Consider the following 12281-nt stretch of genomic DNA (forward strand, 5'->3'; position numbering starts at 1 on the left):
TTATCCGTGATGTGTGCGAATATTGCTCGTGCCCAAGGCGGAGCGTTTGGTGCGATCAAAAAGACAGGGCGGCCTGCGTGCGGCGATCTGCCAATTATCCAGATCAATAACGGCTATGTTAGTCATGCACGCAGACTCACCCTGTGGCGCCTTTCCGAAAGGTCTGTACGCACGTTCATACAGACCGATCCTACGAACTGCCCCTACTGCTTAGGCTCTTTCGTACCCAGCACATCGCGAATGCTGTCCACGACGTTGCTGTCTTTAATAACGTCGCTCAGCCAGCCTTCCAGCGGCATGTTGCCCCACTTGATGGCGCGCTCGATGAGGTACGGGACGGGGCTTTGCGGCTCGGTGTTTTTGAAGAACTGCGCAATGCCGGCGAGCATGGTGAAGGCTTCGTCGCGGGTGGTCGGTGTGGTGCGCAGTGGTGCGGAGGCGCTGTCCTGGGTGGTCTGGGTCATCGCGGCACCTGCGGATTGGTCGACGGCGATTTCGGGGGCGGCCTGCGTCGCGGCAGCGGGGGCCGGGCTGAGTTCTATGCCACGGTCCTTGAGCAGCTTTTCAGTCAGTTGCCCGGCGCGTTGCAGGATGTCGCTGAGGGTGACAAGGCTCGGCGCGTCGCGGCCGAACAGGGTGTCGGCGGTGGCCTGGAGCTGCTGGCAGGCATAGAGGCTGGCAGCAATCTCGCTGGCTTTGAGCCGCAGGTGGTCCGAGTCGGTCAGCACGACCGAGCGCTGGAAGATTTCGGCGTTGATCTTGCCTTCTTCAACAGCGGCGTGCATGGCCTTGGGGTTTTGCAGGGCGAGGTTTTCGACGTGGCGTGACTCGTCGTAGCGCAGCAGGCCAAAGTTCTGCCCCTGCGTGATCGGCAACCCGCCCACGACTTCGGTGAGTGTGGTTTTCAGCCAGGCCAGACGGGCGGCGCGTTCTTCCACGCCGTCTTCCAGAGACGGGTATAGGTCGTCCCAGAAATTTTGCAGGATCCGTTCGGCCACGGTCAGGCCGAAGGTGATGCCGACAAAGTGGTATTTGTGCGCCAGGGCTTCACTGAGCCAGGCGACGAGCATCAGGTCCTTGCTTTGTTCTGCGAGGCCCTGCGCGGCCAACGTGATGGTCTGATCCCAGTCAGAGGACTTGAGATCGGTTTGCCAGTCACCTTGGGTAAGGTAGTCGGGGTCTGCTCGACGAGCTTCCTTGACCTGATCGAACAGGGTGGAAAAGCTCAGGTCCTCGCCACTTCCCCCGTTGATGGGTGCCGTCAGATCGGCAAGCGAAAGGTCGTTGAGAAATTCAGACATAGTCAACTCTGATCAGAGGAGAAAAAAACACCGCGTCTGGACAGACACGGTGTTGAAGACGGGCCGCTTGCGCGACCCGATGTGTCACAGATTTATGCGAAGACTTTGTTCGCAGTGCGGTCCCAGCCGCCGGTGACGTTACCGCCACCCTGGCCATCGGAACGGCTCTGTTGGGTGTAGGTGGTCTTGATGCGAGCGAAGTTGAAGCTGATTTCTTCGATCGGCAGATCGCTGACGGCGTTGTCTTCGCCTTTCTGATTGCCACCTGCAACAGCCTTGACGGAAGACACGACCACTTCTTCCAGGTTGATGGTCAGGTAGGTCAGCTTGTCGCCGCCTGCACGGTTTACGTTCAGCTGGATCTTGGCGATGTGAGTGCCTTTGCAGCACGCTTCGAACAGCTTGGCAGAAGCCTTGTCCACAGATTTGCGGATGCTGAAGTCGCTCAGTGCAACGCGCTCGGACGAAGCACCGCCCGAGGAACTGGCGGTAGCCGAGGTGGCTTGGGTAGCGCCGAACTCGTAACCCAGTACCTCGATCCAGTCCTTGTGCTTGTCGTCCAGAACTTCGCCCGGGATGCCGTCGATTTGGATATATGCGTCAAATGCCATTTTCTGCTTCTCCTTTCTCATTTAAAACCGTGACGTCTACGGACAGAACACGGTCCTTTTGATTAACCTTTCTGAAACAATCAAGAAAGGTTCTCTTGCCACGGCCCCGGTTTCGTATGGACAACCCGGGCTTCGGTTTACTTGCCGGCACGCACTCAGTTGAGTGCGCGTACTTCGATCTCTACGCGCCGGTTTGGCTCCAGGCACTGAATCAACTGAGCCCTGGGCTGCTGCATGTCGCATTTGACCAGAGGCTTCTCGCTGCCTTCACCCACCGCGTCCACCAGCTCGGCGGGTACACCTTTGCCGACCAGGTAAGTCTTGATGGTCTGCGCCCGCTGTTTGGACACCTGCATGTTGCTCTGCGGGTCACCCAACTGGTCCGCGTGACCTGCGATCACGATCTTGCCGATGTTCGGCGTGCTCAGCAGCTTGCCGGCAATCGCGCTCAACTGGTTTTGACCTTCGGTTTTCAGGCTCTGGAAATCGGCACGACCAAAGGCAAACAGCGTGTCCGACTCCAGCGTAATCGTCTCGATGGCCTTCAAAGACTGCGTCAGCAGGCTATTGATGTAATTACGCGAACTGGATGTCAGAAATGCGTTGTCGAGAATCCGTGGCACATCCAGTTCGTGAATCTGATCGCTGTAGAAGTTGATCTGGCGACTGGCGTACTCGTAATCCTGATTCGAGCCTGGCTCGGCATTCGTGTTGATGGTCTTGCCGGTCTGACGTGCGATGGCCGGGTACCAGTAATCAGGCATCTTCGCTTTCAGGAAAGCCGGGTCGGCCTTCTCGCGCTGTGCTCGCGACAGCATCACGTACGTGTCCAGCGTTGCCTTGCCGAAGGCCGCGATGGACTGCGCACGGTTGTCGGGCGGCAGGGCCTTGGGCTCGACACTGTCTACGCCAGTGACCGGCATCAGGTCCTTGGCATTGCGCTGGTAGACCTTGATGGTGGTCAGCAGGTACAGCGAGCGCGTCAGGTTGTCTGCGGTCGGCTTGAGCATCACCGTTTCCAGGCGATTGAAGTAGCGCGTGCGCAACAGCGGCTCGATGTCATAGCCCCTGTAGAGTCCCAGACGCATGCGCAATGGCACACCTTCATCGTGGTGACGGCCGTAATAGAGCGCTGTCCAGAAGCGCATGCGATCCAGTGTCTGCCATTCGGTGTATTGCCCGGTGGCCTTGCTGTCATCCGCTACGGCCTGGGCCAGTTCATTGGAAATCGACTGAATGTTGTCCTTGTTGTTCCAGTACGACCAACCCCACAGGCTGCAGATCAACAAGGCAACCAGGCTGGCGCCGCCAATCCAGGCGGCCTTGCGACGCCGCTCGCGGTGGTTGGTGGTGTACAGCGCCACCAGGTGCTGGTCGGGGATGATCACTTTACGGAACAGGCTGTTGATGAACAGCGGGTGCGGTTGCGCATTGCCGTCCACCACATCCTGCTCGCTTTCCAGCTGGAATCGCTCAGTGACCTGGCGAGTGTGCCCACCCATTTCCGGCTGATCGGCGTCCAGTGCGCTGGTGAAGTAGAAGCCGCGCAGCATCTCGGCGCTCTGATATGGGTTGGCGCGCAGCAGGGCATCAACGAACAGCCGCAAGCGCGGTTTCAGCGCTTCCAGCTCCAACGGGAAGCGATACACCGCCGTGTCCTGGCGGGTGATCTGTATGTCCTGCAGTACCAACTGCTGATTCGCCACCTCTTTCCAGTAGCTGATCAGCTCGTCCATCGCCACGCCGAAGCGCTGGCCCCAGTCGGCCTGCTCGTAGCCTTTGTGCGGGAAGGTCTTGCCCATTACCTCGCCACGCGCCATGTCGTCCAGCTGACGGTAGAACGGCACAAAGCCCGGTACCAGGTCGCACTTGGTGAACACCAGATACACCGGCAGGCGTACTTCCAGCAGGGCGTGAGTTTCCTGGATTCGTTCGCGCAGACGCTTGGCAATGCGCTCCTGATCCTCGACCGAAGCTTGCAGGATGTCGTGGATGCTGACCGTCACGATCAGGCCATTGAGCGGTCTGCGCTGGCGATGCTGACGCAGCAACTGCAAAAACGCCCGCCATTTGCCGGCTTCTTCCTGATCGTTCATGTAACGGCCAGCGGTGTCCAGCAGCACGGCCTCGGAGCTGAAGAACCAGTCGCAATTGCGCGTGCCGCCCAGCCCGGCGACACGTGCGCCTTCACGTTCGGCGTAAGGGAAGTTGAGACCCGACTGATACAGCATGGTGCTCTTGCCTGCTGCGGGCTGGCCGACGACCAGATACCAGGGCAGGGCATAGAGCGCGTCCTTGGCATTGGAGCCGTTCGGTTTGTTGCTCTGCAGGCGCTCGATGCTTTGCAGCAGACGCTCACGCAGCATGCTGACCTCTTCGCGATCTGCCGGGCTTGCGTTGAGCACGGCCTGATCGGCGTCGTCGCGCAACAGCCCCTCAAGGTTCTGATGCTGAGACACACCGCGATACAGCAGCAGAACATAAGCGGCTGACAGCAACAGGAACAGGCCGATACCGGTCAGCAGGCTATTCATCGAGCTGAAGCCAAGGGCTCGACCGATGCTCCAGACGATAAATATCGCCAGGAAAAAGCAGACCCCTAGTATGTAGGGCTGGTAGCGCAGGAAGTAATACTTGATTTTGTTCATACGGACTTCAAATCCAGCACATCGACAAAACGGTCGATAACGTCATAAAGAGGGCGGTTTATGTCTGGAAACACATGGCCTCGGTGGTGTTCGTCGAACGCGTCGAAAGGGGCCAGCACGTCATAGTTCTCCGAATGCTCACCCACGCCCGTCACCACGCGGTACACGCCTGTGGTATTGCGGGACGGAAAACAGAACAGCCTGGGGCGCATGAAGTCGTCCGCCAGAATGCTGATCTGTGGCACAGCGTTGTTTGCGTTGAGGCGCGACAACCAGTTGACCCAAAGATCTGCAGTCGGGTTCTTCAAGCCCCGTTCGGCAGGTAGCGGCAGGGAAATCCCGACCGGCGCCTTGTGTGACGGTCGGCTCAACGCTTGCAGCCTGGTGAGCACGGCATTGCTGATGAACTCGGGGTAAGAACTCTCCAGCGACTTGGCGATGTCACGCAGCGTGAAGTTCACCAGAAACTTTTCATGCACACGCCGGAACAGTTCGAAGTCCTGCCCTTGCAACGGGCGCAAGGCCCTTATGCGCTCGAACAGCACCGCAGTGCCTTCCGCCTGCGCCGCCATGTGCAACAACGGCTTGATCTGCCCGGCGAACAGTTCGCTCAGGGTGAACGGGTTCACAAACACGCCGGCATCGCTGGCCTTCACCGTTTGAAAGATGAAGAACGGATAACGTCGCGCACTGGAGTCCCGTGAACTGATCAAACCGCCCACCAGCCAATTGCCGTTGCGTGCCCGGTAGCTGAAGAAACACACTGGCAACCGGTCGAAAAGCGTGCGCCAGTCTTCGCGGTGCTGCATGTCGGCGAGCGCGCCCTGCAGCCAGGCGTCGAACTCGCAAGCTTCTTCGCTGGCGCCATGCAGGCTGACGAAGTCTGCGCTCGCGGGCACTTTTCCGAAGCAGCCAATCATCTGCTGCCCTCCAGATCCGCCATGCTCATCCTCACTTGGTCCGTCCATCAGTTGCATTCAAGGCACTCAGCGCCTTGACGTTCGCCAGGTCGGTCAGTTTTACGCCGCCATAGTTGCGAACCACGAGGCTGACCGGACCTTTGGCGGTGTTCCAGCTGAAACGCTGCTGGATGCCGTCGAGGTCGGCAACACGCGCACTGTCGTTCATGCGCAGCAGGCCCCAACGCCCTGTGTAGTCGAACACGGTAATGCGTTCGCCCGACAGCGTCACTACGTCCAGGCGTGCGCCCGGTGCGGTGGTAGTGCCTGGCCACGAGAAGCGGCTCCAGCTGGTTTTGCCGTTGCGGTAATGCTGTTCCTGGCCATCCAGCGTGAAGATGATGTCAGTGAAGTAGGCCGACGGCTCGAGCATGATCTCGAAGCCATTGTCGCGGTCCGACAGGCTGGCGATGACTTCGCCCAGCGAGCTGGCCTTGTCGATATTGCTGACCAGTTTCGGATTGACCAGCGGTGCCTTGCTGCCGCTGCTCATGCCCAGACCTTCGCCATCGGACAGATTGCCGATTTCGTTGCGTTTGAAATTCGGCAGCAGGCCTGATTCCGGATCGACGAAGCGTTGCAGATCTTTCACCGATGCCTCGTTGCGGCTGTCGGGAGCGATCGGGTAACGATGCGCCATGACCTGTTCCCAAGGCTTGGCAACCTGTTTGGCCCAGGCTTTAGCGATTTGCTCGCCAGCCGGGTCACGCAGGGTTTCCCAGGCGAACTGGATCGGCAGGCTGAACAGGCTTTGCAGCGACGTAGAAAGCCCGCCCTGGCTGGTATCGACCGTGGTTTCAACGTAGTTGCGCACGTTGGTGACTTCGCTCGGCTGGCCTTCCAGGGTTTCACTGATCAACTGCTTGCTGCTTTTACCGACATCCTGCGAACGCTGGATATTGCTCATCCGGACCTTGAGCTTGCGCAACGCAGCAAGGTAGCGGTCCATGATTGTGCTGTCGGCGCCTTCGGCGTTCTGCGCTGCGAAGACCCGCGAAACAGGCTCGAAACGCTTGGCCAGGCTGCCGTCGTCGACCGCGGGCAGTGGCGAGGTCAGCACACTGGCTGCAGCTTCCTTGTTGTCGAAGATACCGCCGACCTTGCCCCAGAAACCGTCATCGCGCTTGACCCCGGTCTGCTGTGCTTCACGCGGTGCAGGTACGTCCCACTGGGTGTTTTCGTTGACCGCCGACAGCAGGAGTTTTACTGGTGAGTTACGCACATCGCTGAGCAACGACAACTGTTGCGTGGCATTGGCCATATCGCTGAAGCGACGCACACCGATGCTGTCGATCATGGTGTACCAGACCTGCGTGTAGTCACGTTTGTAACGGGTCATGAACTCACGGACGAAATTGGCTTTCTGTACGACGCTGTCACCGCCCTCGCCATCAAGTACCCAGTCCGTCTCGTTACGCAGATTGCCCGACACCAGCTTGATCAACTCGGGTTTGACGAACTCATCCCAGCCTTGGCGGGTGAAAATCGCAGGTACCGCTTCCGAGCCATACAGCAACTGGCGGCCGGGCATCGGCACCAGGTCATTCAGGCCGATGGCCGGGAATTGACGGCTCGATTCAAGTTGCAGGCGCAGGTATTCACGGTCCACCAGCGAGCTGGAAATCATGAAGAACTTAAGGCTCTTGCGAGTTTCATCGATCAACTGTTCATTGCGTGGCATGGCCGGCGCGTCGCCATTCTTGAGCAGTTGCACGTAAACCGGCGAGTTGTCCTCGATCACGTTGTCGCTGATCGGGTTGGCATCGCTGGAAATACCTGTCCAGGCCACCGGCAGCGCCACACCGACAAACTCGGTTTCCGGATGCGCGGTGGGCTGAGTCAGTATCAGATAAAGCTTGAGGGCGTTGTATGACTCGATGATGGACGCGACCTGCCGTTCATCGAGTCGGCCGAGCATTTCTTCCGACAACGACAAACCGCCTGTCGTCGCCGACAGCTCGGCCGCATCGTTGGCGGTCGCCGGATTGCGCAGAGCGGCAATCGCCTCGCTGCGTGTCTGGCTGGCTGTGCCACGGGCGGCGCCAGTCAGGCGATTGGCAACATCGCCTGTGCTGCGCGGGATACTGCCCAGGCTGGTCGGACGGCCTGCTGCGAGGTTGCGAGTGCCGCGGTCCAGCAGTTTCTGGCCCTGAGCGCGTGCCTTGCCTGTTTTGGTGCCAGAGCCAGCGGTTGCAGCGCCGAAGCCATACTGCGGGTCCATGGTTTTTGCGAACTCGTTGAATTCGCGCATCTGCAATTGCAGCTTCAGTGTGATCGGCTCCAGCGCCTGGGTACGCAACTGCTGCAAGTAAGCGGTCTGTGTGGCGAGATAGATATCACTACCGCGATACAGGCCACCACTGAGTTGCAGCGGTACGCCCTTGGTGCGGTATTTCTCGATGATCGCCAACTGATTGCGCAGCAATTCCAGCCCTTGGCCGGAAGCGAGGCGTTGCGCGCGGTCCGGGGATTGTTCCAACTCGGTCAGTTGCTGGCTGATGGAAGCCAGCCACTGCCGGTTGTTCTGGAACGACAGGGTTTGCCAGCCGATGAAGGCCAGCCCGGCGAGCAGCGCCACCCCAATGGCAATCGGGCCGATTGATCTGTCCCGGCCGTGGCGTGACTGGTACAGCGTCAGGTCGCGGTCAGGGAAGATGACGCGGCGGAAGGTGTCGGTGATGAAGTAACTGCGATCACCGGTTTTGCGGTTTTGCTCCTGCTCCAGCGCAGCGGCTTCGGAGGCCGGCAGCAAGGCGAAAGACTCTGCAAGGTCATCTTCATAGACCGGCGTCAGCTGTTTTTCGGTTTGCAGGGCGCTGGTGAAGTACAGGCCGCGCAACAACAGCGGGTTACCGTTGACGTTACTGCGCGCAAAGTGCTGCAGAAACTCTTCGAGAACGGTCGACAGTTCAGCAAAGTAGCTGGGGAAGTTCAGCAGCGCACTGTTGGCGTTGGCACCCAGCGCGGTTATCTGCGAGTCGACGTGACGACTGACATGCGCCTGCAGATTTGCCAACTTGTTTTTGAGCACCGAGCGCAGGCTTTGGGTGTTGATCTCGTTCAGACCGAAGGTCATGCCCAGCGGCTGTTGGCGCTCGTGCAGGTCCAGACCTTCAAATGCCTGACTGAAGCCCGGCAACTGGTCGGTCTTGGTCAACATCAAGTAGATAGGCGGGTTGGCATCCAGGCAATCGGTGTATTCCTCGATGCGCGATACCAGGCGCGCGCCCATCTTGTTACGCTCTGCGGCAGAGGCAGCTAACAGTTCCGGCAGGCTGACCACCAGCACCAGGCCGTTGACAGCCGCTTTACTGCGTTGCTTCTTGAGCATGCGCAGGAACGCAGCGAACTCGCTGGCCGACTGGTCGTCGCGAAGGTAACGGCCAGCGGTATCGATCATCACCGCTTCAGGGCTGAAGTACCAATCGCAGTGCTGGGTGCCGCTTTCCGTGTCGTTGGCGCTGCTGGCAATACTGGCCGACAGGCCCGAGCGCGTCAGCAACGAGGTCTTGCCCGCCGCCGACATGCCGATGACCAGATACCACGGCAGGTCGTAGAGCGCCGATGAGCCGCCGCCACCCGCCGAACGATCGGTACGCAACATGGCGATGGCATGCTTGAGACGGTCGCGAAGCACTTGCTGATCGCGGAACTCGCCGGTCGATTTCAGCGAACGGTCAACTTCGATCTGGACCAGATTCTCGAGGTTGTGTTCGGTACGGATCCGCCGGTATTGACGCAGCACGATCAGCAGCAGATAGAAGGCGCTGATGATCGCCATCGCTTCGAGCATGTAGCCTTGCAGCCAGCTGATTCTGGGGGCGAAAAACCAGCACACGGCGAGGCTCGCCAGCCACAGTATCGGGACCAGAAACCAGAAACTTTTTAACAGACGCAATAATGTCTTCATGTCTTCCTGACTCGGTTACCTGAGCGGGGCTCAAGCATTGAACAGTTGGCTGATTTGTTCGGCCAACGCGGCCACGTCTTTGCCCAGCAACCAGTCGAGTGTCAGATAGACAGCCAGGCACACGAGCGCAATGAGCACCAGATAGAGCCAGACCGGCACTTCATGACGAAGCATCTGTGAAACCTGATCAGGCAACGCCCAGTCCGGCGACAGTGCCTTGGGCGTCTTGCGATGCCGCGCAATGTCCTGACCCAGGGTGTTGGCCAGATAGCGCAGCTGGTCTTTCTGGCCGAGGCCGAACTTGCCTTCGAAACCCAGCGCCAGACACAGGTGGTACACCTCAAGCACATCGAGGTTTTTCTTCACGTCGGCGCGCAGCAGCTCAATCTTCTCGAAGAAGCCCTCACCCGCGAGGTGAACCCCGAAATAACGGAACTGCAACGGCTCCATTTCGAAGTGGCGACGCATGTCGTTATCGCCTGAGCGCAGCACGCTTTCATCAAGGAATGCGCACAGTGCGTACTGGGCGTCCTTGACCTGTTCGACGCTGTAATTGGCGCTGCGCGCTTGGCGCTCGAGGTTAGCGAAAAAGGTATCGACGCTGGCTTCGAACGCAGTGACCGAGGTCGACTGGCGACCGCGACGCACGATCAGCGCCATGGTGATGAAGTCCCGTACCAAGTCTTTGAGCGTAGGTTTTTCGGTTGCGGCCGTAGCGGCACCTTGCATCACGGCATCAGTCATTTAAGCACCGCCAACAGTTCAAGCTTGAGATTGGTAAACGCGCTGGGCGCGTAAAAGGAAATGGCCTGGGCTTCCATCATTCGCTCATACACCCGGCCATGCGGCTCGATGGAGAAATAATGGTTGTCCAGGCGCACCGGAATGGCGTTCGGCAGACGTGTCGAGTGGTTCAGTGTGACGCCAGGCATGGCGCTGTTGACGACCACTTCGATGTCTTCCGGCGAGCCCACCTTGAACGCGCGCGGCACCAGTTCCAGTAGGCTGGAGCCAGGCATGTCGGCGTGTACCGAGATATAGAAGTCGGCTTCGGTGAGGCGCGGGTCCAGCAACTGGCCTTGCCAGTACGACGGTCTGACCTGGCTCAGGTTGATGACGATGCACTGGTTCGGGATCACGTTCTCGAGCAACAGACGAACCAGTTCGTCGAGCTTTACCAGCGAGGCGGCCGGGTCCTGATGATCGTAATCCGGAATATCGGTGAGCTGTGTGTCCAGCGAGAAGGTCAGCAAACCGCCTGCCAGTTCGGCAAGAAACAGGTACAGACGCTCTGGATGCAGGCGTGGATGGGCCAGTAGGTGTGCCAGTTGCGGATAAGCCCGGTTGACGGTGTTCAGCAGCCAGAACAGCGTCACGTCGCTGGAACCAAACTCGGCGATCTGGTCCGCACGTTCGCGACGACGACCGGAAAGCGCTTTGCTCTTGGCTTGCAACACGCTGATCAGGCGCCTGCCGAGGCCGATCAGTGTCTCGTGAGTGCCCACGTGCAGGGTCGGATGCACAAAGTGAGCATCAAGGTTGAAACCACCGATGTTGTTGCGCGCCAGTCGGGCAATCGGGCAGTAGCTGTAACCGTCCAGACTGTCGCCATCGACCAGCATCACGACGTTCAGCCGCAGGCTGGTGATCTCGTTTTCCAGATCGCCTTCGTTGAGGTCCGGCAGCGTGTCGAACTGTTTGCGGAAACGCCGGGCACTCTTCTGTTCCTGACCGTCTTCGACGTAGTTCAGGCCAAACGGCTCAGGCAGTTTAAGCGCTGCGTAAACCTTGATTTCGCCACCTTTGATGAGGTTCTTCAGGTCGCGTGCAGCAGGCAGCGGATCGTGCTGTGGGGCGTCGTAAAGGCTGCCGTCCGGGAACACCAGCTTCAGGCGCTTCAGCTGCAGCGAGCCGGTCGCCAGTGCCTCTACATCGACCTCAAGGGTTTGCACACCCCAGTGGAAGGGGGTGTTGCGCAGGGTCGACTCAGCAAGCTGATGCTGATGAAACTCATCCTGGTATTGGAAATGTTGTGGCAAAAGGAACATGCCTTCCGACCACATCACGCGGCTTTGTTTGCTCATTTGGCGCCTTCCAACAAAGAATTGAATTGTGAGTCCGCCGCTTTTTTAGCGGAGCTGCTGGCAGAGTCCTGAACTTGCTGAACTGCCGCGTCCTGCGCACGATCGGTCAAGGTCTTTTCTGCAGGTTTTACCGGCAATGCATTGGATTTGTTGAACTGCTCTTCGGTCTTGAGTCTGTTCAGCACATCCACACCGCGGGCGGCGAGGATGTAGTTGTTGTCCACCAGCACGCGAACACCGTCGGACGAGAACCAGATACCGTCCTTGCGCAACGTATTGGCGTCGAACGCCACTTTCCAGCGGCTGTTCTCGTCAGTCCGAAAGAACGCCGCGATGCCCACGTACGAAGCGTTGGGGTTCAGCGGCCATTGATCGGTCTGGCCCATGCCCGGCAGCAGAATCAGCTCCTTGCTTTCGACCAGTGTGTTGCCCAACGCCTTTTGTGGATTATCCCAGAGGCTATCGGCGTCGATGGACTCGAAGCGCTCCAGCGAGGACAGTTGATAAACGCGCACCACCACCGAGAGCGGCTTGCCGTACTCATCGGGGTTGAGCTGGTTGCCACCGTCGGTCGTCAGGATCACTTTCTCGTTGTCACCGAACATCATGTCGCCAGCCCAGGTGTCATCCATGCGCTTGGCGACACGGTCTGTCACGCCACAGGCGGACAGCGCCATCATCACTGCCAGAACAGCCAGGCACCTTGCCAAGGCTGGCTTCGAGGAACTTTTGCCTTGAAGTCTTTTATTCATCACGTGCTACCTATGG

8 protein-coding genes are annotated in these 12281 nt (G+C 59.0%); all 8 read right to left on the bottom strand.

The window, feature by feature from the left end; all coding sequences use genetic code 11:
* Window positions 1-203: 203 nt before the first annotated feature.
* The gene (gene tssA / locus I9H09_RS01040; protein WP_122312227.1) at window positions 204-1301 is read right to left on the bottom strand and encodes a type VI secretion system protein TssA; all 1098 of its coding nucleotides are present in this window, start codon (window positions 1299-1301) and stop codon (window positions 204-206) included.
* Window positions 1302-1393: 92 nt separating this feature from the next.
* On the bottom strand, window positions 1394-1912 hold the full coding sequence (locus tag I9H09_RS01045; protein WP_002551414.1) for an Hcp family type VI secretion system effector: 519 nt from the start codon (window positions 1910-1912) through the stop codon (window positions 1394-1396).
* 155 nt (window positions 1913-2067) lie between these two features.
* The gene (tssM, locus tag I9H09_RS01050) at window positions 2068-4560 is read right to left on the bottom strand and encodes a type VI secretion system membrane subunit TssM (RefSeq protein WP_005895923.1); all 2493 of its coding nucleotides are present in this window, start codon (window positions 4558-4560) and stop codon (window positions 2068-2070) included.
* Window positions 4557-5480 (bottom strand): type VI secretion system-associated protein TagF, encoded by a 924-nt coding sequence (tagF, locus tag I9H09_RS01055; protein WP_005895928.1) that lies wholly within the window; start codon window positions 5478-5480, stop codon window positions 4557-4559. The genes tssM and tagF overlap by 4 nt, the downstream gene beginning before the upstream one ends.
* A 31-nt stretch (window positions 5481-5511) precedes the next feature.
* Entirely contained in the window at window positions 5512-9429 is a 3918-nt protein-coding gene (locus I9H09_RS01060) for a type VI secretion protein IcmF/TssM N-terminal domain-containing protein (RefSeq protein WP_122346847.1), read from the bottom strand.
* Between the two features lie 30 nt (window positions 9430-9459).
* A complete protein-coding gene (icmH, locus tag I9H09_RS01065; RefSeq protein ID WP_024670234.1) occupies window positions 9460-10173 on the bottom strand; it encodes a type IVB secretion system protein IcmH/DotU in 714 nt (237 codons plus the stop codon).
* The gene (gene tssK / locus I9H09_RS01070; RefSeq protein WP_005895938.1) at window positions 10170-11513 is read right to left on the bottom strand and encodes a type VI secretion system baseplate subunit TssK; all 1344 of its coding nucleotides are present in this window, start codon (window positions 11511-11513) and stop codon (window positions 10170-10172) included. The genes icmH and tssK overlap by 4 nt, the downstream gene beginning before the upstream one ends.
* Window positions 11510-12265, bottom strand: a complete 756-nt coding sequence (tssJ, locus tag I9H09_RS01075; protein WP_080267969.1) for a type VI secretion system lipoprotein TssJ — start codon at window positions 12263-12265, stop codon at window positions 11510-11512. The genes tssK and tssJ overlap by 4 nt, the downstream gene beginning before the upstream one ends.
* Window positions 12266-12281 lie beyond the last annotated feature (16 nt).

This window comes from Pseudomonas tremae (assembly GCF_023278125.1).
GTDB lineage: Bacteria > Pseudomonadota > Gammaproteobacteria > Pseudomonadales > Pseudomonadaceae > Aquipseudomonas > Aquipseudomonas tremae.